Here is a 24,854-nt window from a genome sequence, read left to right as displayed (position 1 = left end):
TTGATACAATCACTAATCAACACTTTATTAACAGAAAACAAAATTCCTGACTTGTCTAATTCTGAGGATATTGCTTTCTTAGCGATTAGCTCTGGAAATTATCGATCACCCTACAAAGGACGTTTGGTGGTACTTGTCTTTCAACAAACTAAATTAATTTTTATAATGAAATTTTACAAATCAAATAATATAGACATACTTCAAGAATTTCAGACACAAAAATTATTTAATGCTATTTACCCTGAACTAATTTCTAAACCAATATTATGTGAAAAAATTAATGAATTTTACATATTAGTTGAAAAGCCTGTAATTGGAAAAAATTTTAAGAAATATTTTTTTGAACATCTTGATAGAAATTCAACTAAAAATTCAATAAAATTAATATTAAATTTTTATAAAAAACTGAATTCTCAACTTGAACAATCAAATTTTTTAAATATGTCAAATGAAATAACTTCCATCTTTGAAAATTTTATAAGAAATTATCCTTTGGAAAAACATGAAATTAACTTTATTTATGAATGCAAATCTATTTTTTATGAATATTTTAAAGATAAAGTTGTTTTTCAGCGATATTCTAATAATGATTTTATTTTTAAAAATTTCATTATTTCAAATAAACAACCAATTTTAGTTGATTTTGAATTTACAAAAAAAACCACACTATATTTTTTTGAATGGTTTCAATTTTTTAAATATAATTGGTCCCTATCTAATGATTATATACATGATCTCTTTTTGTCTGAAATTGAAGATCCATTTTTTCATTTAGCCTTACATGAATTTTCAAAATATAAACAAAATGATAAATTTAGTATTTCCTGTAGGCTAATTTTTGAAATATGTGAATTTGAAAAAAAATTATCTGTTTTTTCAAATGGCTCTAAACAGATTTTAAAAAAAGATATGCGAATTTTACTAAATGATTTAAAATTACGATTTAATAATCAGGTTAACTTTAATCTAATTTCTGATTTATCTAAAACTGAGAAAAAATTATTTGATATAACTTATGAAAAGTTAACAAATTATAAAAAAACTTTTGAACTAAATTCCCTAAAAAATTCTATTAATGACAAAGATTTTGTTATTGACGGATTAGAAAAATCTTTAAATGAAACAAACTTATTTCTGGAAAATGCTATTAAAGAAAAAGATAAGATAATTTTAGGGCATGAAGATTCTATAAACGAACAACAACAATATATTGAAAAAATAATACGAGAAAAAAATGAATATATTGAAAAAATAATACGAGAAAAAAATGAATATATTGAAAAAATAATACGAGAAAAAGATAGAATAATTTTAGGACATGAAATTTCTATAGAAAAATTAAACAAACATATAAGTTCAATTAATAATAGCAAAATTTGGAAATTTATACAATTTTTTCTTAGACATTAAAAAAATTAACTGTTATTTTTTAAGTATTTTTTGATATTTTTCAATAACAACTATATCTTTATCAAAAATCAATAAAATATGCGAGTCGCAATAGCAATTAATTGGAACCTACATGCTTCTAGTCTCACCAATATCGCACGCCATAATTTTCGAGAACTTGGAAAACTAATGAATCAAACAAAATCATTTACTATTGCAGCCATTGGTATTCAGTCAGTAAGTGTAGGAGATTTTAATCAACATTTTGATCTTTTACATATACCCAATATGGGTGGATACAAATTTGCATTAAATGCTGCAATGCATTGTAACAATATCATTTTTGGTGTATCAGGAATTGATGAAATAATATATGGTAAAGATATACTTGCATGGAAAGGTTCATGGAATGTAGTAAGAAAAGAAATTTCCAAAGAAACAACATATTGGAAAAAATACATTGATAAAATAAAACATATCCATGTTGTTGCTAATTCTGAGTTAGAAGAATTTCACAAATACTTGAACATTCCCTATGAAAAAATGACTATAATTCATCATGGTGTAAATCATGACTTTTTCAAACCAAGTAATGACAAAGAGTACACTAGAAAAAAAATTTTATCAAAACTAAATATTCCTAACTCCCCTTATTTTTTACATATAGGTGAAAATAACTATATTAGAAAAAATCAAAAACGAATTGGTAAAGCATTTGAACAGGCAAAGAAATCTGGGTTAAAACATAATTTGATCATTGCAGGAAAACACTATCCTACGATAGAAAAAGAACTTTCTACTATTGAAGGAATTTTCTTTTTAGATTGGATCCCTGATGATGATTTGTTGTCTCTAATCCAAGGCTCTGACGCATTTATTTTCCCTTCAATTCATGAAGGGTTTGGGATGCCACTTGTAGAATCCATGGCATGTGGTATTCCGTGTATCTCTAGTAATCGTCATGCCCCCCCTGAAGTTATTTTAGATAGTGGATTACTAGTTGATCCATATGATATAGATGCTATAGCATCTTCTATGCTACAATTAGGTACTAATAAAAAATTGCTAAATGATTTATCAACTAAGAGTTTATTACGTTCTAAAGATTTTTCATGGGAAAAAAATGCACAAGAAATTTTAAAACTATATGGAATTAACATAACTACTCATATGGAAAATTTTGAAAAGCAATATGAATTAGCTGCATATAGAACATTAGTTAGTGTGTGTGATATGTTTCCTGATCCAAAACAAAATCTAATTGATTCTATTTTACGTTTTGATTATTATGATTTATTATCTTGGGCTGTTAATTATGGTTTAAAAAACTCTAAAACTAAGGATTTCCTTTTCCCCTTTGCAGATTGGTATTATACAAAATTCGAAGAACTCTCACAAGGTATTTGATATGTCGTACATAGGTTCCACACGATTTAAAAAACTAAAAAAATTATTCATGATTGCAAGAGCAATTATCTCACGTTGGGGTTGGGGATATTTTTTCTATATTGCTAAATTGGAATTTAAAAAACAAAAATTATCTATTTTAAAACCAGATGGAAAACCAATTCCATTATTTTATAGGGATTCATTTCAATCTGATTATGAAAAATATTTAGATTCTATAGAAAATAAAATCATTACAAACTTAGATAAAACAAAACTAAATCAAATAAAAATTACTTTTTTTATATTTTGTGATGTATCTCAAATAAATAATCTAAAATCTACCGTAAAATCATTTTTTGAACAAGATTTTAATAATTGGAATATAGTTTTACTTATTGAAGACAATGATGATCAAATTGATCTGAAACAATTTCAGAATGATAATAAAATATCAATCTTATCAGATTTTAATAATGACGTAATCTTGAAAAAAATTAGTGAATTTGAACCTAATTTCATAGGTTTTATCAATTCAAATGTTATCCTTCCTTCTTATTCATTAAACCAATTTTCAACTTTTATGCATAATTCAAATGATTTTGATATTTTCTACTGTGATCATGATTTTATTGATAAAAATAAAAAACAACATAAACCATTTTTTAAACCTGATTGGAGTTTAGTTACGTTTCGTTCTTTTAATTATTTATTTCCATTATGCTTGATAAAAAAAACTCTTGTAGAACAAACACTCAAAAATAATTCTCTATCCAATTGTTTTATTTTTGATTTATTATTACATTGTATTAATTTATCTAAAAAAATTTTCCATATTCCACTTCCATTGTGTTCTCTTTCTACTGAAATTACATTTTCTGATAATGAGTGTAAAAAACGTGCTCTAGAAAATAATCTTAAAGAAAATAAAATTGATGCAAAAATTGAAAGTGGATTATTACCTAATACATTTCGTATACATTATAACTTAAAATCACAACCAAAGGTATCAATACTTATCCCAACTAAAAATAATCGCCCCATTTTAAAACGATGTATAGATAGCATTGAAAAAAATACTAACTACAAAAATATAGAAATTATAATCATTGATAGCCCTGTTAGTGATATCTATTTTGATCCTACATTAAAAAAATATTATGAACAAATACCTCACAAAACAGTTACGTATAATGGAAATTTTAATTTCTCTAAAATGAATAACCTTGCAGTTAAAGAAGCAACTGGTGATTTGTTGTTATTTTTGAATGATGATACAAAAATTTTAGATGATAACTGGTTGAATGAAATGGTAAGCATACTTTTAGAGGATGATGTTGGAGTAGTTGGACCTAAATTAATTTTTGATGATGATACTATTCAACATGCAGGTATAACTTTTCTAAAGACTGGGTCAGGATTTCACCCATTCATGAAACTGGATGATGACGCAGAGGGATATTGTAATTTTGCAAATATTATGAAAGAATGTTTAGCTGTAACCGGTGCATGTTTACTTACAAAAAGATCTATTTTTGAACAAGTTGGCCAATTCGATGAGGATTTTGATGTTTATTACGGGGATTCTGATCTATGCCTGAAAATTAGGCGTGCTGGATATAAAATAATCTATACCCCATTTACAAAATTACTGCATGAAGGTTCATTTACGATAAGAAGTTCTGGTGCTAGCTATTTTGCTGTAGAGGCTCATCAAAGATTCTTGGAAAGATGGCCTGAACTCAAAAATGGTGATCCATTTTACCATCCTGCTTTAGATTGGGATTACTCTATTTCAAAAATACGCTAGTTTATTTTTCTCGAATGCCTCTTATACTTAGAAATTAGTCATGTGGTATGGCATCTATCATTGGAGAGATGTGGAAAACTAGAGGAATACTTTTCAATTTTGCTATTTCTGATCTAAAAATTCGATATCGTAATTCCATTTTAGGTGTGTTGTGGAGTATTATTGAACCCCTTTTGATGTTGGGTGTGTTGTTTTTTGTTTTCTCTACAATGTTTAAATTTGAAATCCCAAATTTTCCAATTTATCTCTTACTTGGAATTGTAACTTGGAATTTTTTTAAAAATGGAAGTAGTATAGCTATGAACAGTTTATCTAATCGTAGTGCATTAATAACACAAATTTATTTTCCAAGATCTATACCTGCAATTAGCTCAACATTTACTGCCTCTATCATGCTTCTAACTGAATTAACTGTTCTAGGAATTTTTATGGCTGTTTTATCTTACATTCCACCATTAACCGTATTTTTATTAATTCCAATTTTCTTGCTATCTTTTGTATTTATTTTGGGTGTTTCACTACCTCTTTCTGTATTAAATGTAAAATTCAAAGATACTGAATTCATTTGGGGAATTATCTTACAGGCAGGATTTTTCCTAACACCAATTTTTTATCAATTTGATATGTTGCCTGAATTTGTACGTAATATTTTACAATTTAGTCCCATGGTTCAAATTGTTACAATGACTCATCATGTGACACTTTATGGAACATTGCCCTCATTAAATTCCGTATTATATGCTGTCGGTTCAATTTTTGTAATTACAGTAATTGGTTATGTAATTTTTAGAAAAATGCAATTACGCATTGTGGAGGATATGTAATGTCTGAATTTGCTATTAGAGTGAAAAATGTTTCAAAACATTTCAGACTGTATCATGAAAAACGAACTACAATGTATGAGGCAATATTTGGAATTATTAACAGAAAACCATACTATGAAACCCTTCAAGTTCTTGACAATGTCTCATTTGATGTAAAAAAAGGTGAATCTTTTGGAATTGTGGGAAAAAATGGCAGTGGTAAAACAACATTATTAAGAATTTTATCTCATATTTTTCATCCTGATAGTGGTTCTATAGAAGTCAATGGAACAATTGTACCTGTATTAGCATTGGGTTTAGGATTTCATCCTGAATTGACTGCAGTAACCAATATCTACCAAAGTAGTATTCTACTTGGATTAAGTAAAAGAAAAATTTCTCAACATGTTGATGACATAATAAAATTTGCAGAACTAGAAAAATTTGCTGATACAAAAATTAAGAATTTCTCATCTGGTATGCAAATGAGACTAGCATTTTCTACTGCGGTTCAGGTAGATCCAGAAATTTTATTGTTAGATGAAGTTTATGCTGTAGGTGATGTCAATTTCCAAAAGAAGTGTTTTGAAACAGTTCTAGATTTCAAAAAACAAGGAAAATCTATAATTTTTGTAAGTCATGATATGGGTGACATAAAACGAATTTCTGATAGGGCAATGTTTCTAAACCGAGGAAAAATATCTTCAATAGGTAATCCTGATACTGTAATAGAAGACTATCTTAATTTTATGAAGAATAATTAATCCTGGTAAATCTGAAACACATTAATCATATACATGTTGATTATGTTCATGTTATTTACATTTAAAAAATTAGAAATACCTGATGTTGTTCTAATAGAACCAACTTTATTTTCTGATGAAAGAGGTTTTTTTTGTGAAACTTTTAAAACATCTGAGTTTTCTTCTAATGGAATTTCTACCACATTTGTACAAGAAAATTTTTCACATTCAGTAAAAAATGTTATTCGAGGATTACATTTTCAACAAAACCCTAAAGCTCAATCAAAACTTGTCAGTGTTGTTTCTGGTAAGATCTTTGATGTTGCAGTAGATATAAGGAAAAATTCTCTAACATTTGGTAAATGGGTTGGTGAAATACTGTCTCACGATAACCATAAATCATTATTTGTTCCTGTTGGATTTGCACATGGATTTTGTGTATTGAGCGATGAAGCAGATGTTCTGTATAAAGTAGATAATGAGTATTCTCCAAATGATGAAAGTGGAATAATTTGGAATGATTCAAGCATCAATATTTCATGGCCTACTAACAATCCTATAATTTCATACAAAGATAATCAATATCCTTCACTAGAAAATTCAAAAAATAATTTTCTCTAACATTAAAATTAAATAATTTGTTCAAATGTTGTAAGTATGAAAATTTTAGTTTGTGGTGGTGCAGGATTTATTGGTAGTGCATTTATTCGAAATTATTTGAAAAATAACTCTGATTCAAAAATTATCAATCTAGATTCTCTAACAATTGGTTCTAATCTTGCAAATCTTAGAGATATAGAAAATAATTCTAACTACAAATTCATTAAAGAAGATATTAAAAATGAATCAACAATTGATGATTTAATAAAACATGTTGATGTAATTGTAAATTTTGCAGCAGAATCTCATGTTGATAGAAGCATAGCAAATCCTAAACCTTTTCTCCAAACAAATGTTATTGGAACATATTCAATTCTTGAAGCTATACGTAAACACGACAAACAATTCATTCATGTATCAACTGATGAGATTTATGGTGATGCCCAAGGAAAAACATCTTTTGATGAGAACTCTCAAATAAATCCAAGTAATCCTTATGCTGCAACAAAAGCTGCAGCAGATAATCTAGTTGCTTCTTATTATAGAACTTATGGTATAAACAGTATCACCACCAGATGTACCAACAACTTTGGAGAATATCAGTTCCCAGAAAAATTGATCCCGAAAACAATAATTCGTTCAATAAAAAATCTCAAAGTACCTCTATATGGTGATGGTATGCAAATTAGAAGTTGGATTTATGTAAATGATCATGTACAAGCAATTGAAGATTTAATTAAAAAAGGCAAAGCAGGTCAAGTATACAATATTACTGCATATGAAGAAATAACAAACAAAACCATTGTGAAAAAAATATTGAATATTTTGGGAAAATCAAATGACATGATTGAATATGTTGGAGATAGACCCGGACACGACAAACGATATTCTATTGATTGTAAAAAAATTGAGAATCAAATAGGATGGAAACCAAAACATGAATTTGATGATGCATTAAAACAAACTGTAGATTGGTATGTAAAAAATCCATCGTGGTGGGATCCACTAATTAATGAAAATACTCTTCATCCACAACCTTGGACGATCTCATAGATAAAATCAGTATTCATTCTTTTTGATTTTTTGTTTTCTTAACACTATAACTGATGCAACAAAAATTATTGCGATAGCAAGAAATTCAAAAACAATCCAATCAGTTCCACTAAAAATAAAACTTTGAGAACTAAATGGAACAAATATTGGAAATTCACTAGTTCCACTTAAGAAAATGTCAAATGATATATGAGAAAATACTGCAGCAATTGATATTGCACCTAATCTGAGATCTTTTCTATCAAATATAATCATCATTATACCTATTGCAATAAAACCAAATGTTATGGAATGTGCCATTCTTGGAATCATTTCTATTCCAAAAAACTGTATCCAATGATCAAAATCTAAAATTATTGGAAACAATCCAGATAATATTGCATATCTAAAACTAAAACTAACAATTCCTGCTGCTAGTCCCCACATAATATGCCCCGTTATGTGTTCTATTGAAACTCCACTTACTTCAAGTGGATTCCCTACCAGAAATGTTCCTGGAAGAATTAATCCTAACATTGAAAAACCAAATGCAATACTTCCATATGCTGCGCTAGTTTTTCCTATGAAAAAAATACTGGAGATTATCACTACTTTTTGAAATATTTGTTCCTACTTCAAGATTACCTACGATCTTACTTCCTAAAGGATTCAGCTCATTTTATATCCTGATAATTAAAAGTCTACAAAAATGAAGGGAATAATATTACATGGTGGTCATGGAACAAGACTTCGACCTCTTACCCATACAGGACCAAAACAATTACTTCCAATTGCTAACAAACCAATGTCTCAATATGCACTCGAAGATTTAAAGACTGCAGGAATAACAGAAATTGGTATTATTATTGGTGATGTGTATCCTGAAAAAGTAAAAGAATACTATGGCGATGGTTCTGAATTTGGTGTAAATATTACCTACATCTATCAAGATGCACCAAAAGGAATTTCTCACGCAATAAAACTATGCAAAGATTTCATTGGCAATGATAAATTCATTGTATATCTGGGTGATAACGTTTTAAGAAAAAATCTTGTTGATTACACAAAAAAATTTGAAACTTCAGATTCTGATGCAATGATCTTACTATGTGAAGTCGATGAACCACAAAGATTTGGGGTAGCAGAACTAGACTCAAACAATCCTGGAAAGATAAAAACTATTATTGAAAAACCAAAAGAACCTCCATCTAATCTAGCAGTAATTGGAATATACTTTCTTACTCCAAAAATTTTTGATATTATTGACAACCTAAAGCCCTCATGGCGTGGAGAGTTGGAAATTACTGATGCATTATTTAGTCTAATGAGTCAAGGAAACAAAATTGATTATGATGCGGTTACTGGTTGGTGGAAAGACACTGGAACTCCAGAGGATATTATTCATGCAAACAAACTAGTTCTTGATTCTGTTGGAACAGAAAACCAATTTCTAATAGACTCTGATGATACCATTAATGACAAAGTAGTTACTGGCAAAAACACAACAATATCCCGAGACTCTCACATTCAGGGCCCGGTAATTATTGGAAAAAATTGTCATATTGGCCCTTCTGTTAGAATAGGACCGTATGTCAGTGTTGGGGATAACTCTAATCTAAAAGATTGCACAGTTGAGAATTCCATAATTATGAAGGATTGCACCGTTAATGCTAAAATCCATCTCTCAAATAGTATAATATCTCATGGCTCTACAATTGAGCACTCTGATGGTACCCATGAGTTACTCTTGGGAGAACGCTCAAAAATCAAACTGTAAAACTAACTATTTACATAAAGGTAATTTCTGAACTGGTATGATGAAATTTGCTTGCATTCCAGCTTACAACGAAGAAGATACAATCTCTGATGTCATAAATGATGCAAAAAAATTTGTAGATATTGTGGTAGTATGTGATGATGGTTCAACTGATAGTACTTTGCAAAAAGCAAAAACTGCAGGAGCTGAAATAATATCTCACACAAAAAACCAAGGATATGGTGCAGCAATTATATCACTATTTGATTATTGTAGAAAACAAAGTGCTGATGTAATGATAACTTTGGATGGTGATGGACAGCACGATCCAAATCAAATTCCACTTTTACTAGATACACTATCTCAACATAATGTTGATGTTGTAATTGGTTCAAGATTTCTAAATTCAGAGACTAGTGCACCTGGATATCGCAAAAGAGGCATCAAAATTATTACATCTGCTGCAAACTATGGTGCAGATCTAAAGGTATCTGATTCCCAATCAGGATTTAGAGCATATTCAAAGGATGCAATTGATTCCATTCATCCAACTGAAGAAGGAATGTCAGTATCAACTGAAATCTTACTTAAAATTTCAAACAAAGGATTGTCACTAGCTGAGATTCCAATTAAAATCTCATATGGTGGAGACACATCAGAACAAAATCCAGTACCGCATGGAATCTCAGTGTTGGCAAATACTCTAAAGTATGTGTCAATTAGACACCCACTGCCGTTTTATGCATTTCCTGGACTTGCATTAATAATTGCCGGAATTGTTTCAGGTGGAATATTTTTGGATGCATATCTCAATCAACAAACTATTTTTTATGGATCATTGCTAGCTTCTGTTGTATTATTCTTACTTGGGGCAATTCTTATTGTAACTGCAATTATTCTCTTTACTATGGCTAATTTGATACGGGATCGAGCCTAAATTTTGGTTAAACCTTCTCTTAATTTTGTTTTAGCAACAAATCCTAATTCATTTTTTGCCAAAGCAACATCTGCAACGCTGTGATTGATGTCTCCTTTTTTCCCATCAACATAATTAATTTCCAAATTTTTTCCAGAAATTTCTATCATTAATTTAGCTAGATGTGTTATTGACGTTTCAACTCCTGTTCCAAGATTGTATATGATAGATTTTTTTTCTTGATTATTATCTAATGCACAATGATAAGCTTCTACTACATCATCAATTGATATGAAATCTCTTGTCTGTCTACCATCTCCATAAATTGTTAATGGAATGTTTTGTAAAATATTTTCTGCAAACTTTGTAATCACACCTGCATATTGTAATGTCTGTCCTTTTCCATACACATTAAACATTCTAAAAACTATGGCATCAAGATTATATTTTTTAGAATATATTTTTATTTTCTCTTCAGCTTGTAATTTGCTTTTGCCATATGGCGATAATGGATTTGTCTTTGATTCTTCTGTAATAATTTCATCATGTTCACCATAAACTGCAGCAGAGGATGCAAAAATTATTTTTTTAATTTTGTTTTGCACACAAACTTTTAAAACATTTTGTGTTCCATTTACATTAACATTCATTGTCTCTTCTGGATGAATAACCGATTCGGTAACATCACTTTTTGCTGCCAAGTGAATTATTCCATCAAACCCTTTAGATGATTTTTCCAAAGTATCACAGTCTAAAATATCTCCTTTAACAAAGTCTATATTTTCAAAACTAGGTTTTGTAGAATTCGATAAATTGTCATAGATTGTAATGGAATGATTCTCTGAAAGTGATTCTACCAAATGTCTTCCAATGAATCCCGCACCACCTGTTACCAGAATCTTCAATGATTCTCAAAGATTTTGAGCAATTATCTTGCTTTCTATTGGAGATCAACTGGATTCAAATGTAGTAAAGCTTTAAAATTATTTGATAATACCTTCAATTATTGATAAAATATTGTATGTATGGATTTAAAATAGCCTTGAAAATGTAAAAATTATATCACGCGATCAAAATTTTACAACAATTATGGACTAGGCATAAAAAATCTACAAAAATGACATCATTTGTGGACAATTCGTCCATTAGCCTTAAATACAAACTTTAGAGAAAAACATCAATAACATGAATAACGAAATAGGACGTAAAATAACTAGTCTTACATTAATGACAATTATGGTTGCCGGTGGACTGACATTTGCTATCCCAGGTGTAATGCCTGCAGCTCATGCAGCCAACGCTAACCTATTTGTTTCCGCAGAAAACTCACAGTTTGATAACTACATGTCAGGACCTCAAGTAATTGAGGTCGTTGTAATTGATTCAGACATTAATGACACAGATGAAGCAAAAGGTGAACCAGACGTTACAGTAAACGGCCAAATACTAAGAATGGTACAAGCCGTTGATGGTAACTGGTATGGTTACTTTGCAGACCGACTCCAAGCACAAACTGCAGATTCTACTGTAACTACTGCTGGTGAAGGTCTTGACTTTGGTGAATTCATCAACAAAGATACTGATTTAGGTGCTACTGGTTCATCAGTTACCTTCGGTGATACCGTTGGTGTTGCTGTTCCAGATAACGATGACTGTTCAGATGGTGTTCAGGGATTAACTACAATTCCATCTAGTGCATCTACTTGTACAACAGGATCTGGTGGTACAACTGCCACTTCCACTGGTCTAGAAAACAACGTGGTTAGAGAATCAAAAGATCCTAACCAAACTAAACCAGGTACAAATGGTGTAGGTCAAATCGGTATTGATGCTGACTACTGGCCAATTATACAGCTTTACGATCTAACACCTTCTGGTAACGTAGTCGTACAGTACAACAAAGGTGGTGGTGTTCAAACAACAACACTCACATTTGATACTGTTGAAGACTTTGCCTCTATCTCCTTAGATAGAACTGTATATCCTCGAAATGCTCAAGTCCATGCTACAATCACAGACTTGTGGTTAAACATTGACCCAACTGACGAGGACTCTTGGACATTTGGTACACTAAGTACTGCAAAAAGTACTAACTATCAAGTATTCGATGAGAATGGTAATGCAGCAGGTGATAGTGCTGGTAATACAGACTCCAACTTGCTTACTGCCAGTAAATTAAGTGACTTAATGTGTGAAGACAACTGTGTATTGATCGTCAATGATGATGCCCAAACATCTGGTACTGAAGTACTCACTATTCAAGACAATGGTGATTCTGCAATTGAATTGATCACTGGTCAAACAGATACCAATGATCCAACAAAATTCCAGACAGCAGCAGATAATCTCCAAGGCGATATGCCAGTAACAATTACAGAACAGGGTCCAAACAGCGGTGTATTTGGTACATATGATGAATCAGATAAATCCGTTCTTAAAATCACATCTGATGCAAAGAGAGGAACCTCTGCATCAGTTGATTATAATGAAACCCCAACGACAATTCTTGTAGGATTCGGCTTTGCAACTATTGACATTCAAGCTCCAGATGATGAATGGAACTCTGGTGAAGAGATTCCAGTAATTATCGTAGATTCAGATGCCAATAAAAACAGCCGATCAGATGAAGACTTAGATGTAAATGATGTTGACGTAGCATTGATTCCAGCATTAACAACTGGTACTCCATTCACTTTAGAAAACGCAAAACAAGTTTTGTTCTTTGACCTTGATGACACCCTAGATGCTGGTGGTACTTTCCCAGGTGTATCTTCTGATCCAACCTTGGGAACCATCTACACTGGTTCAACAAGCATAGACAATGATGACTTGCCAGGTGCAAACGACTTAAACGTCGATATTGCCCCAACAATTCAAGCATTCAGTCAAAGAGCTGTTATCACAGATGATGCCGCAACCTCTTCAGACGCAGTACTTATTGACTTAGGTAAAACTGTTGCAGATTTGCAAGCATCAATTCCTAACACTGAAGATGGTGTAACTGGTGAATTATTTGGATTCAACCTACTTAACCTTGATATTAGAAGTATAGATAGCACTGTAACTACTGACGCATACTTGTTTGTAGGTACACTTCCAGACAATATCGCAACAACCGATATTAATGCTGGAAACCTAATTCCATTAGCAGTCAATGTTGAAGCCCAATCATTAACCTTGATTGGTGGAGACTCTACTACTGATCCAATTATGGTCGATCTATATGATCAAACAACAACTTCAGAAATAGGATTGGTCCTTGTTGCAGATTCACTTGATGCATATGATAGTACTACAACAGGAACTCCAATCGTAGCTGACTTCTTCTCATTCGGATTCACTGATGATGGTGTGCAAGCTACTGAAAGAATTGCAAACCAAATAATCAGAATTGAAGCTGAAGAAACTGGTGACAACACAAGTACCTTTGAGGGTTCACTTGAGTATGTCATGGTTAACCAGCTCAATATCCTTGAATCTGCAACATATACTGGATTATCACCAATCGCAGATGATGCTTCATTCATAGTAATTGAAGATTTGACCGATGAAGATGCACCAAGAGTCACATATAATGACAGAGGTGCAGATGGTGTTGTAACCCCAGTATCTGATCAAGAAGAGGCTCCAAGCCACTCTGGTGTTGTATCATTTAATCAAGATTCATACAAGATTGCTGACACTGTTGTAATTACCTTAGAAGACTTAGATCTTAACGTAGACTCTGATCTCATCGATATCTTTACCGTCGTAGACGATGAAGGTGATGTTGATGATGATCAAGTTGGAAAAGATGTTGCTACAAGCTTTGAAACATTAACATTTGGTTCACTAGGAAGACTCTTAGATGTAACCTTTGATGATGTAAAGTGGGAGTCCCACGCAAGTTGTACAGCAACAGCCGACGATGAAGGCCTTGGCGAAACTGGTTTCACATTAGTTGAGACTGGTATTGCAACAGGTATTTTTGTCGGTGACTTCCAAATTCCAAAAGACTGGTGTAGACAAGATTCAGGTTCACCTGAAACCACAACTGGACTCGACATCGAAGTCAACTATGTTGACTATAGAGATGCATCTGGTGAAATCATCGAAGTCGGTGATTCCGCAGGTGTAAGAGCCAATACTGGTTCAGTTAGCTTGGATAGAACTGTCTATCCAGTTCCATTCGGAACATCTGGTGATTTCTCATCTAGTGCATCTACCCCAAGTGGCAGATCACTATTCCCAATACATGCTACCGCAATCGGTACCACTAATATTGGATCAGGATTTGAAATCCCAAGTGGAGATCTAACAATTCACGTAAGAGTAAACGATCCAGACTTTGACATAAACCCAGCTGGTGAAGATAAAATTAATGAAACCGCTGACTCAAACGGTGACGGTCCTGTTAAGATCTCTGTAATAAGAGGTTCTAACACTATCGTTCTCGGAACTGCCGGATCTCCTGCAGTTAATGGCAAAATTGCAACAACTACATTAGCAACTGCAACTGATGCCATCAGAGTCTTTGGTCCAATTACTGAAATCGCACCAGATGCAGGTATATTCGAACTGGATGTAACTGTTAAATTCACCGACGGTCCAGCATCAGCACTTTGTCCAAACACTCCAACATATGCATTGTTAGGAACTGATGAGGATACTGCTGCTACAGGTAACACAGAAGACAGATTTGATGTAGCCACTGATTATTCAGGTGAGGACTTCTGTATCCTACAAGGAGATATTCTCCAAGTAGAATACACAGACCCAGCTGATGCATCTGGTAGCTCAAACACTGTCACAGATTCTGCTACCTTTGACCTTAGAAACGGTGTATTACAATCCGACAAATCCGTATACATTATCGGTTCAGACATGATCTTAACACTCATTGAGCCAGACTTTGATCTAGACAATGACAGTGCTGAGACCTATGACTTGGACTTGATCGAATGGGACTCTGATGCAGCAACTACCACCATGGGTAACAAAGGTGTTACCGGTGCAGCCGCAGCATTTGACCCAGAGCCTGATGCCTTTAGAGAAACAGGTGACAGCACTGGTATCTTCCAGATTGTCATCGAAATTCCTGAAGAACTAAATGGTGACAAGTTAGAAAGAGGAGAAGAAATTATCCTCGAGTATACCGATTGGGGTCCATCCGGATCTGATTATGTAGGTGAAGAAGATGAAGATGTCAACTTGACAATCTACACTTCTAACTTCGGAGCAACTGTGGAACTTGACCAAAAAGTCTATACCTGGACTGACAAAGTATACATTACCATTGTCGCACCAGATCACAACTTTGACAGTGACCTAATTGACGAAATCGGAGAAACTAGCAGTGATCCAATAAAGGTCTCTACTAGAGGATTTGATATCGATAGGTACAAACTCGTCGAAACTGGTACTGACACAGGCATCTTCACAGGTGAAGTAATCCTTACAGGATTCTCACACGATGCAGACGGTGATGGTACAAATGAAGGTCCATTTGCAAGCACATCTGCAGATGGTACAGGTCCAACCGATGGATTCATAGAAACTGATGATGATGACGGACTTACTATCTCCTTTGAGTTCTCAGAGGATGAAACAATCGTAGGCTCTGCACTTATCAGATGGAACATTGGTGAGGTACAATGGCTTGAAGCAAGTTACCCAGCAAGCGGAACAGGTGTTATAAGAGTAATTGATCCAGACATGAACTTTAATCCAGAAGCAGTCGACAACTTCGCTGTCGATGTGTGGTCTGACTCCGATGCCGGAGGTATTGACCTTACTGTAACTGAGACTAATGAGGCAACCGGAATCTTTGAGGGAACTGTGTTCTTCACAACCCTTGATGAATCATCTGGTCACAGACTCAGAGTTTCAGAAGGTGATACAGTCACCGCAGAATATGAGGACAACACACTACCTGATCCATACACAACTGCAGATGAACTTGATATTACTGCCACTTCACTAATTGGCACTGTAGTACCACCTCTCGAGAGAGCACCAGCTGCTAACTTGAGAACCGTTGACGCATTCGGTAACAGCTTAGACTCTGTTTCCGTTGACCAACAGGTACAAATCAGCGCTGACTTAGCAAATGGTCAGGATAGAGAGCAATCATTTGCATACTTGGTACAGATTCAGGATGCAAACGGTGTCACAGTCTCACTTGCATGGATTACAGGTTCACTATCTTCTGGTCAATCATTCAGCCCAGCATTATCATGGATTCCAACTGCCTCAGGCACATACACTGCAACAGCATTTGTATGGGAATCAGTAGATAATCCTACGGCATTATCACCACCAGTTAGTACAACTGTCAACGTAAGCTAAAACTAGTTCACATTACCCTTTTTTTCTTTTTTTGAATACCTCTTAACGAAAGTTATAGACAATTTTTCCAGAAGTAATATCTAGGAGAAGATTAACGATTAATTAAAATGAAATTTCAAATTTTGTTTCTGATTTTTTCTATATTATTAATTGTACAAATTCCAAGTTCTTATGCAGACCTTGTTGTGTCTACTAACAGCAAAGTCTATGCGCCCTCACATAATCTTCAAGTTTATGGAACTGGCTTATCTGAAGAAAATCTAATTCTAAGATTATTTGCACCTGATGAAACCATTGCAAAGTTTGATCAATTAACCACCAACCCTGATGGCTCCTTTAACTACTCCTTGTTGACGTGGCCTCAACCATCAACCAATTTTCCATATGGGACATACACTGTTGAAGTAATTAGTACCGAACAAAATGGAATCTCAAAAAAAATTGACGTACAATTTTCATCTACTACTGAACTTCTTGATGTACCTGTTCAGAGAGTTGTAAACACCTTAGTCTTTGCACCAGAAGTTGCAGCAATTAACCAACCAATTAGAGTATTTGTGCAAACAACAAGTGATGGATTACTGATAGGAAATGAGCCTGCTCAATTACTTGGAACCACACATGTCCACTTGCCCTCAGGAATCTCTGTCACTTTAACAAATTCCTTTAAAACTTTGCATCAGGGATTATACTATGTAGATTATACTCCTATTGAGGAGGGAACTCATGTCTTTCATGTTGTAGCCTTTAGCCAAGGAACTACATCTCATGGCTCTGCTGCTACAAATGTTCTAAGTCAAGATCTAGGTGGGATATCTGAACAAATAATTAGATTAAATACAATTTTAGATGACACCTCAAAAGAACTAAATGTTTTGAAATCTGAGATTGAAGGTTTTGATACTACATTAGAAACTGCAAGTATCAAGATAGATGAAAGCACAGGAACAATTTCTACTTCTGTGGAATTTATTAGTGAAGCCTCCTCTCAACTAAATTCATTACTCTTTCCAATCATTGCATCTATTGGAATTATAGTTGCATTGCAGATTGCAATATTAGCACGAAGAAGATAGTTATAATAACGTAATAAACAAAAATTCATTGATGCCCAAAGCGGCTATTTTCTTTTCAATACTTCTTCTCTCGTCTTTTTTGACAAATTCTTATGCATTTACTGAAGATGATATATTTTTTCAAAATCAAAACAACCCACCCAAATTTGATTCTGGAATTGTTGACATAGATTCTGATTTTTTTATTGAAAATAACTTTAAGCGCTATCTGATTTTTGGAACAAATTCACAAAACTCTGAATTTGTAAAAAATAATTCAATATATGGAGTACAATCTGACTATGGATTTTTTTACGTCTCACTCTTGTCTGAAAAATCAGCTTCGCTACTAACTACACAGGGTTACCATATAGTTGAAGATTACAAACTAGATTTTCATTCAACAAATGATAAAATTTTAGATGCCTCAAGAATTGGAACAATAACAGGTTCAAGCGCTGCTCTAAAAAACTATGATTCTTCAGGAAATGGAACTGTCATTGCAGTTGTGGATACTGGTGTTGATTTCTCAAATCCAGATATTCAACATTCTCTTGCAAGAGACAATATCAATCATCCTTTAATGCTTGATGCTGATGGACAAGGGATTATTCTAACAAATGCAACCTTTTTTGCATATGTTGATAATAACGAGATTATAAGAAATTACAGTAAACCAATTCCATCTCACATGACTTCATCAGCATATGTCACAAAAAATGGAGTATTTCTTGATGTGTCTCAGGGTGGAAAGGGCAGTGAAATTCCAATTTATAATTCATTTTTTCCACAGATTGGTTCTTCTCCAATTTTTAATGGAACACTAACTAATGATATGAAAATTGGTCAAGACAATAGGAATTACATAAAATCAAAGAGTGGACAGTACCATCTTGGTGTAATGTATCAGGGTGGATTAAGTGGTTCTCTTGCAAAAATCCAAGTAGTACCTGTTCTTGTAGTTGATTCTTTTATTCCCGGAGTTTATGATACAATAATTCCTGATTTAAGTACATCATGGGAAGATTATACTCGATTTGATTTACCATCAGGACAAAAGCCAAACTATGACTTTGATTTTACTGATGAAAAACCAATTGTACTTGGTAGTGGAAAAGAATTTCTTGTTTATGACTCAAACAATGATGGAAAAAATGATTACAGTGCTGGAACAATTGGTGCAAAAGTTCTAGATGTTTATGGTGTAATTAGAAACAACTCTACTGAAATTGATGATAAACTTAATGCAATTAATGGCACACTTTTACCTCCAATAGATCCTGCTGGTGAATTTTTTGGTGTAATGACTGATTTCATGGGACATGGTACTTCTAGTGCTGCATCAATTACCTCACGTGGTCAAGAAACATATGACATTTACAATAACACAAAAAAATATTCTATTACGGGAATTGCTCCTGATGCAAAAATTTTGCCGGTAAAGGCGTTATGGTTTGGAGATACTGTCTTTGCATGGCTATGGTCTGCAGGATTTGAAAATGAAAATAACAGTTGGAAATTTTCGGGAAAACCTAGAGTAGATATTATATCTAATAGCTGGGGGGTTTCAAGTTTTCCATCATTTAATGCTGCACCTGGATTAGATATCTTATCATTAATTCAAACTATGTTGGCAACCCCACATTCGCTAGATGATGATTATCCTGGAGTTGTAGTGGTGTCTAGTGCAGGAAATTCTGGTCATGGATATGGAACAATAGGATTGCCAAATGCATCCCCTTTTGGTATTACAGTTGGGGCAACCACTAACAATGTTTTCGTTGGATATGGCCCATTCAAAGATCAGCCTCGATTTGGTAATAACACTGATCATTATAATCATGTAGTGGATTTTTCAAGTAGGGGCCCTACACTAATTGGTGATCCAAAACCTGATGTTATGAGTATTGGTGCACATGGATTTGTTCCTTCAAATGTAATAAAAACTCAAAAAGATTCCAAGAAAGAATCATTCTCCTTATTTGGAGGTACCAGTATGGCGGCACCTCTAGTATCAGGTAGTGCAGCAATCTTAATTGAAGAGATGACAAAACATTCGTTAAACTATGATCCTTTTTTGATAAAAAATATCTTGATGTCTACTGCATCTGATATGGGCAATGATCCTTTCACTCAGGGTTCTGGTTTGGTAAATGTTGAATCTGCTCTAGACTATGTCAATGGAAAAAATGATGTGTTTGTCGTATACAATAATGCATCATATGAAAACATTAAACAAATTGTTGAACCTTCAATAAAAAATTTCAACTCTACTGGAGTGGGATTTGACAAATTTGATCTCCCTTCACATTCATTTCCTATGACTAGTTGGTTTGCTGGACAATTAACTGCAGGAGACAGGACTACTACAACTTTTACTATTGAAAATCCAACCAATGATCCCATTTCAATTGATATAAAATCAAAAACCCTGTCTTTAATCAAACATAATCAATTTAATGGAACTACAACGCCGCGCCAACAAGATTCTATAATTAACAAAACTGACGTCTTTATTCCAAATTATGTAAAACTTTCTGATGTAAAGCAACATAAAGAACTAGGAGATTTTTTTGAAAAAGAAAACCCCATTCCCAAAGAATCTTCTTTGATGATACTAAACGTAAATTTTCCATTTAATCAATTTCTTAATAAAACATCTGATGTTTATGCAGATGATATCAAAATATCTTCCTTGTATATGTATGATTGGCTTGATAAAAACAATGACACAAAAATTGCCAATGATGAAATTTCTATGGTAAATAGAGGTGGATCATGGGGAACAGTTCAGGAAATCAGAATTTCAGAACCAAATGAAAAATTTGATGGTGTTCCATTAGTTGGTGTTTATCCTGTTCCAACAAGATACTCATATTGGTTGGGAAACACAAATCAAAATTCAACATCAATGGATTACACACTTTCAGCAAGTTATTATCAAAATAATAAATGGTCTATGTTGTGGCCAGAATATGAAACAATAACTGTGCCTCCAAATGATGTTTCAAAAGTAGACGTGACTCTGGTTACTCCAACTGATTTAGAAACAGGCGTGTATCAAGGATTTCTAACTTTTCAAAGTGATTCGCATCAAGTAAACGCACCAGTATCTTTTGTAATTAAAAAATCAATAACAGAAAATGACTCTACAATTATAATCAAAGGAAAACAAAGTGATGATATTCTTTATGGAAATGGATATACCAAAGGTGCATTTGATATGGTTAATCGTTACATGGCAGGTGATTGGAGACAATATTATTTTGACATACAAAATGAATTTGTAAACTCTGCAGCTATCGAAATTTCGTGGACTAGTGATGACACAAATCTAGCTGTATTTGTTATGGATCCATTAGGCCAGATAATTCAAACTAATGTACCTTCTGGCGTCTTTGGTCATTTTCTTGGATGGCCATCACTTGATTGGTTAGGTAACACTCCATTTAGTCAGGGTGGAGGATTTTTCCCAGTAAAAAACAAAGATGATACATCAACTGTGTTGCATGTACCAATTAACCAAACTGGTACTTATACACTACTGACACATTCTACCTTGTTTGGAGGAAATTCCACAACTGAACCAATCACATTGGTAGCTAAATTTACAAATATTTCTACTGAAATTATTCCTCAAAATACAGAAATAATTACAGGTTCAATACCTTCTACTGAGTCAAAAATAATTTCTGAAAATATATCTAAAAATATCCTAGAAGAATCCCCTCCAAAAGATGTGATAGTTTCTTCTAAAGAATCAGACTCGTTATTTGTAACAGGAATAGCACTAGGAATAGCAATAGGAATTGCGATCGGAATTGTTTCTATCTTTATCCTTAGACAAAAATTTACCCAGTAACTGAACAAGGTTTATAAGCAATTTGGCGAGTACGTCAGCTTGAATGTCAGAGGTGGGGACGAAAAAGTCTGCCGGATTATCCCGAAGAGACTTTCTAAAGTTGATGGGTGCCGCAGGAACTGGTTTAGCTTTTGCTCCATTTGTCCCATTTGGAAATTTCATGCCAAACCCAAATCAGGCATCTCTTGAAAAAGTCCCTGTAATTTTACCTGATGGCACTCAAGCTAATGTTAACACTTTTCCAATAAATCATGCTGAAGTTATTACATATCCTGCAACAGGAGATGCTGCACTTGATGCAGAAGCATTTCGTAAATGGCAGTTTATTAGACTTCCTGAAGAATTAGGTGGTGGGAAAAATGACGTCTCTGCATTTAGAGCTTTTAGTATGATTTGTTTGCATCTTTGGTGTTTGTGGAAATATTGGCCTGATGATGGAAGAAAAAGAGGAGAGTGTCCTTGTCATGGAAGTATGTATGATCCAGTTTCTGGAACTGCTTTTGTCGGTCCTGCGTCAGTGCAGGCTGCACCATCAAACACTTTACCTAAACTAACTTTGGAAATTGATTCAGATGGATTGGTGTATATCTTACCGCCAAAATTTAATGCAAATGATAATGGAGTAATTGGATATGGCCGTTTCGCTTGAGCAAAGAAGAAATGGTGTAGTTGAATTCCTTTATTGGTTATGGGATGGCGTAGATAGAACTATTTTTACTGCAATCAAGTTTTCATTTCCTGCAAGATTTGTAAGTCCATTTGGATTTTTGGGAATGTTAACATTCATTGTGTTTATTATTCTGGGAATTTCTGGAGCTCTGCTCATGTTTTACTATCAACCGATATTGGATAGGGCATGGGATAGTGTCAAGTTCATTAATGATGAGGTCCCATTTGGTTTCCACATTAGAAACATACACTATCATGGTTCTAATGCTATGGTCCTCTTAGCTGTTCTTCACATGTATTATCAGTACTTTAGTGGAAGATACAAAATTAGAAATGAAGTTTTGTGGATGACTGGTGTCATTTTAGGTGTTGTTACTATCTTAGAAGCATTTACTGGTTATGATGTTATTTTTAGTGAAAGAGCAGAACTTGCAATTAGTATTGCAGCGTCTCTGACAACTTCGATTCCTGTTGCAGGCCCGACAATTCGTGACGCGGCGCTTGGTAGTGGATTCTCAGACTTTGTGCTGAGATTCTATGCACAACATGTATTCTTGTTACCGATAGTAATGCTTGGATTGATGGCAGTTCACTTCCCACGATTCTTAGTGTTTGATGTCCCTATGGTAATGGCAATAGGTGGTGCCATTCTCATCACAGGTGGTGTATTCCCAATTGATATGGGATTCAAGTTTGAGCCTACGGTACCGCCTGGTGTTACAGTCCCTGAATGGTATTTGACTGGAATTTACGCATTCATGAGGACACAATATGACAAGTTTGTTACGGGACTGCTTTGGCCATTAATATTCATCATATCATTTGTATTGATTCCATTCATTGATAGATACAAAAAATTCTCTTGGAGAGAAAGACCAATTATTACTGCATTTGGAATTACTAGTCTTGCCCAAATAATGGTCACAACTTACTGGGGCTTCTATATCTCACCTGATATATCCATTCCATTGGTAGAACGTTTGGTAATTGATCCAATATTCTTCTACTCTGTAATGATTTTGTTGGTGCCGCTAGGATTTGGATTCACATACATGATGATCAAACTTGCAAATGAGGCAGAAAGAAAATCTAAGTTAGCAAAAAGTACTGGTCCAAAGAAGGTAGCTACAATCAATCTCTCTGAAAAATGGATTAATTGGGTACTTATTGCATTATTGGCATTCCAAGTGTTCTTAAACATAGCAGCATACAATGCGGCTTTAACAGGAATGAAGAATGTTTCATTGTTCTTTATTGGAATTATCTTGTTGGTCTTTGCAGCATTCTTCCATGTGTATAGATATGGATTGAGCGAGCAAAAGAATGCTCCACCACCACCTCCTGTTCCAGTAGTAGATGAGAAACCAAAACTTGCTGAACCTGAAGGAACATCTGAGCAAAGTGAAATTCCAGAAGATAATGCAAAACCAGATGAAAAACCAAAAGAGTTGGCCCCTGAGATCCCTACTCCAAAATCTCAAACTGATTTAGGAGTTGGTGCAAATAATAACTCAAATATTGGAACCGCTGATCAAGATGGAGTGAAAAAATTATGAGTGCTCCAACGTCAAGTCATGCTTATGGAATTGGATTAATTGCATTAATTGTTGGTATGTCTGCTACTGTTGTCTTTTACACTTCATTTTATCTTCCAGAATCTTTAGCAAAACCATCCGTATCAGATCATATTTTGCATCCAGAAGAAGAATTTTTCATTATTGAAATAGTTCCAGGTGCTGTTATTGAAGGAAATGAGAATTATGTGCCAAACAATCCTACGGTTCTACTAACCTTTACAAATAATGTAAAGTGGATTAACAATGATGATACAGCACATACTGTAACTCCAGATCATAGACATGCTGATGGTTATAGTGGTGACTTTGGTTCTTCTGGTGTTCTAAAACCTGGAGATACCTATGAATTTCTATTTACTGAACCCCAGGAAGTTCACTATCACTGCCAACCACACCCATGGATGAAAGGCTCAATTATCGTAGAAAAGAGTAGATTCTAGCTAGAATATTTAGCAAAAATTATTTGGCTCTCAATTTCTTTATGTTGCTCAATAATTGATGCTCTGAATTTTACTTCATACTCTTGAGTTGGTTCAAATTTTATCTGTGCAGTAAATTCTGCTTTATTGTCTGCCATGACCTCTTTGTTGATAAACAATCTTGCTACATTATTTGAAATGGTTTTTCCATTGTATGACTTGTAAGTAATATGCTCATTTGAATCCAAAATCTGTGTGTTGATTACCACTCCGTCATATCTTCCAGGATATGAAACAGATACTGTTCCTTTAATTTCAGAATTTGGATGAATATCAGTTGAGTTCAATTTGAATTCGATATCTTTCACAAAAGACACATCTTCAGGTTAGAATAAATAATTTTGTTAAGCGGGCCCAAAGGGCTTCGATCCCTTGACCATTGGATTAGAAGTCCAACACTCTATCCATGCTGAGCTATGGGCCCAAAAACCTAGCAATTAATTACCATTT

18 protein-coding genes and 1 tRNA gene are annotated in these 24,854 nt (G+C 33.6%); 15 read left to right on the top strand and 4 right to left on the bottom strand.

The window, feature by feature from the left end:
- Window positions 1-51 precede the first annotated feature (51 nt).
- The 7 genes from C6989_RS01060 to rfbB all read left to right on the top strand — a co-directional run bounded on the left by C6989_RS01060 (window position 52) and on the right by rfbB (window position 7,784).
- The gene (locus tag C6989_RS01060; protein WP_220462847.1) at window positions 52-1,410 is read left to right on the top strand and encodes a hypothetical protein; all 1,359 of its coding nucleotides are present in this window, start codon (window positions 52-54) and stop codon (window positions 1,408-1,410) included.
- A gap of 168 nt (window positions 1,411-1,578) precedes the next feature.
- Window positions 1,579-2,796, top strand: a complete 1,218-nt coding sequence (locus C6989_RS01055; RefSeq protein WP_220462846.1) for a glycosyltransferase — start codon at window positions 1,579-1,581, stop codon at window positions 2,794-2,796.
- A 49-nt stretch (window positions 2,797-2,845) separates the two neighbouring features.
- Window positions 2,846-4,585, top strand: a complete 1,740-nt coding sequence (locus C6989_RS01050) for a glycosyltransferase family 2 protein (RefSeq protein WP_182126110.1) — start codon at window positions 2,846-2,848, stop codon at window positions 4,583-4,585.
- 47 nt (window positions 4,586-4,632) lie between these two features.
- On the top strand, window positions 4,633-5,409 hold the full coding sequence (locus C6989_RS01045; RefSeq protein WP_182126109.1) for an ABC transporter permease: 777 nt from the start codon (window positions 4,633-4,635) through the stop codon (window positions 5,407-5,409).
- The gene (locus C6989_RS01040) at window positions 5,409-6,152 is read left to right on the top strand and encodes an ABC transporter ATP-binding protein (RefSeq protein ID WP_182126108.1); all 744 of its coding nucleotides are present in this window, start codon (window positions 5,409-5,411) and stop codon (window positions 6,150-6,152) included. Before C6989_RS01045 ends, C6989_RS01040 begins: the two co-directional genes overlap by 1 nt.
- Before the next feature lie 48 nt (window positions 6,153-6,200).
- A complete protein-coding gene (rfbC, locus tag C6989_RS01035; RefSeq protein ID WP_182126107.1) occupies window positions 6,201-6,752 on the top strand; it encodes a dTDP-4-dehydrorhamnose 3,5-epimerase in 552 nt (183 codons plus the stop codon).
- Window positions 6,753-6,788: 36 nt separating this feature from the next.
- A complete protein-coding gene (gene rfbB, locus C6989_RS01030; protein ID WP_182126106.1) occupies window positions 6,789-7,784 on the top strand; it encodes a dTDP-glucose 4,6-dehydratase in 996 nt (331 codons plus the stop codon).
- Between the two features lie 6 nt (window positions 7,785-7,790).
- Here the strand turns inward: rfbB and C6989_RS01025 are convergent, their stop codons facing one another.
- The gene (locus C6989_RS01025; protein ID WP_182126105.1) at window positions 7,791-8,372 is read right to left on the bottom strand and encodes a hypothetical protein; all 582 of its coding nucleotides are present in this window, start codon (window positions 8,370-8,372) and stop codon (window positions 7,791-7,793) included.
- Between the two features lie 100 nt (window positions 8,373-8,472).
- Here C6989_RS01025 and C6989_RS01020 point away from each other — a divergent pair, with 100 nt between their 5' ends.
- Window positions 8,473-9,540 (top strand): glucose-1-phosphate thymidylyltransferase, encoded by a 1,068-nt coding sequence (locus C6989_RS01020; RefSeq protein WP_182126104.1) that lies wholly within the window; start codon window positions 8,473-8,475, stop codon window positions 9,538-9,540.
- Window positions 9,541-9,580: 40 nt separating this feature from the next.
- Window positions 9,581-10,456: a glycosyltransferase family 2 protein gene (locus C6989_RS01015; RefSeq protein ID WP_182126572.1), complete on the top strand. Its 876-nt coding sequence runs from the start codon at window positions 9,581-9,583 to the stop codon at window positions 10,454-10,456.
- On the opposite strand, the gene C6989_RS01010 is transcribed toward C6989_RS01015, so the two are convergent.
- Complete coding sequence (locus tag C6989_RS01010) at window positions 10,453-11,340, bottom strand: NAD-dependent epimerase/dehydratase family protein (protein ID WP_182126103.1); 888 nt, start codon at window positions 11,338-11,340, stop codon at window positions 10,453-10,455. The two genes, C6989_RS01015 and C6989_RS01010, sit on opposite strands and share 4 nt — an antisense overlap.
- A gap of 280 nt (window positions 11,341-11,620) precedes the next feature.
- On the opposite strand from C6989_RS01010, the gene C6989_RS01005 reads away from it, so the two are divergent.
- The 6 genes from C6989_RS01005 (at window position 11,621) to C6989_RS00980 (ending at window position 24,365) form a co-directional block, all read left to right on the top strand.
- Window positions 11,621-16,762: a hypothetical protein gene (locus C6989_RS01005; RefSeq protein WP_182126102.1), complete on the top strand. Its 5,142-nt coding sequence runs from the start codon at window positions 11,621-11,623 to the stop codon at window positions 16,760-16,762.
- A gap of 107 nt (window positions 16,763-16,869) precedes the next feature.
- On the top strand, window positions 16,870-17,838 hold the full coding sequence (locus C6989_RS01000) for a methyl-accepting chemotaxis protein (protein WP_182126101.1): 969 nt from the start codon (window positions 16,870-16,872) through the stop codon (window positions 17,836-17,838).
- A 31-nt stretch (window positions 17,839-17,869) separates the two neighbouring features.
- The gene (locus C6989_RS00995) at window positions 17,870-21,679 is read left to right on the top strand and encodes a S8 family serine peptidase (protein WP_182126100.1); all 3,810 of its coding nucleotides are present in this window, start codon (window positions 17,870-17,872) and stop codon (window positions 21,677-21,679) included.
- 43 nt (window positions 21,680-21,722) lie between these two features.
- Window positions 21,723-22,328: a Rieske (2Fe-2S) protein gene (locus C6989_RS00990; RefSeq protein WP_148702272.1), complete on the top strand. Its 606-nt coding sequence runs from the start codon at window positions 21,723-21,725 to the stop codon at window positions 22,326-22,328.
- Window positions 22,312-23,904: a cytochrome b gene (locus C6989_RS00985; RefSeq protein ID WP_148702271.1), complete on the top strand. Its 1,593-nt coding sequence runs from the start codon at window positions 22,312-22,314 to the stop codon at window positions 23,902-23,904. The genes C6989_RS00990 and C6989_RS00985 overlap by 17 nt, the downstream gene beginning before the upstream one ends.
- Complete coding sequence (locus C6989_RS00980) at window positions 23,901-24,365, top strand: cupredoxin domain-containing protein (protein ID WP_148702270.1); 465 nt, start codon at window positions 23,901-23,903, stop codon at window positions 24,363-24,365. The genes C6989_RS00985 and C6989_RS00980 overlap by 4 nt, the downstream gene beginning before the upstream one ends.
- Here C6989_RS00980 and C6989_RS00975 read toward each other — a convergent pair.
- Complete coding sequence (locus C6989_RS00975) at window positions 24,362-24,712, bottom strand: hypothetical protein (protein WP_148702269.1); 351 nt, start codon at window positions 24,710-24,712, stop codon at window positions 24,362-24,364. The genes C6989_RS00980 and C6989_RS00975 overlap by 4 nt on opposite strands.
- Window positions 24,713-24,753: 41 nt before the next feature.
- Window positions 24,754-24,828: transfer RNA gene (locus tag C6989_RS00970), tRNA-Arg, on the bottom strand.
- Window positions 24,829-24,854: the final 26 nt, after the last annotated feature.

Origin of the sequence: Nitrosopumilus sp. b2 (genome assembly GCF_014078535.1) — an archaeon.
Classification (GTDB): Archaea; Thermoproteota; Nitrososphaeria; order Nitrososphaerales; family Nitrosopumilaceae; genus Nitrosopumilus; species Nitrosopumilus piranensis.
The sequence above is the reverse complement of the archived record's forward strand: the minus strand, read 5'-3'. Positions and strand labels throughout refer to the sequence as shown.

Bases quoted from the DNA above. Each gene is read 5' to 3' on its own strand.
- C6989_RS01050 (WP_182126110.1), top strand. From the start codon at position 2,846: ATGATTGCAAGAGCAATTATCTCACGTTGGGGTTGGGGATATTTTTTC.
- C6989_RS00995 (WP_182126100.1), top strand. From the start codon at position 17,870: ATGCCCAAAGCGGCTATTTTCTTTTCAATACTTCTTCTCTCGTCTTTT.
- C6989_RS01005 (WP_182126102.1), top strand. From the start codon at position 11,621: ATGAATAACGAAATAGGACGTAAAATAACTAGTCTTACATTAATGACA.
- rfbB (WP_182126106.1), top strand. From the start codon at position 6,789: ATGAAAATTTTAGTTTGTGGTGGTGCAGGATTTATTGGTAGTGCATTT.
- C6989_RS01040 (WP_182126108.1), top strand. From the start codon at position 5,409: ATGTCTGAATTTGCTATTAGAGTGAAAAATGTTTCAAAACATTTCAGA.
- C6989_RS01000 (WP_182126101.1), top strand. From the start codon at position 16,870: ATGAAATTTCAAATTTTGTTTCTGATTTTTTCTATATTATTAATTGTA.
- C6989_RS01055 (WP_220462846.1), top strand. From the start codon at position 1,579: ATGAATCAAACAAAATCATTTACTATTGCAGCCATTGGTATTCAGTCA.
- C6989_RS01015 (WP_182126572.1), top strand. From the start codon at position 9,581: ATGAAATTTGCTTGCATTCCAGCTTACAACGAAGAAGATACAATCTCT.
- rfbC (WP_182126107.1), top strand. From the start codon at position 6,201: ATGTTATTTACATTTAAAAAATTAGAAATACCTGATGTTGTTCTAATA.
- C6989_RS00990 (WP_148702272.1), top strand. From the start codon at position 21,723: ATGTCAGAGGTGGGGACGAAAAAGTCTGCCGGATTATCCCGAAGAGAC.
- C6989_RS01045 (WP_182126109.1), top strand. From the start codon at position 4,633: ATGGCATCTATCATTGGAGAGATGTGGAAAACTAGAGGAATACTTTTC.
- C6989_RS00980 (WP_148702270.1), top strand. From the start codon at position 23,901: ATGAGTGCTCCAACGTCAAGTCATGCTTATGGAATTGGATTAATTGCA.
- C6989_RS01020 (WP_182126104.1), top strand. From the start codon at position 8,473: ATGAAGGGAATAATATTACATGGTGGTCATGGAACAAGACTTCGACCT.
- C6989_RS00985 (WP_148702271.1), top strand. From the start codon at position 22,312: ATGGCCGTTTCGCTTGAGCAAAGAAGAAATGGTGTAGTTGAATTCCTT.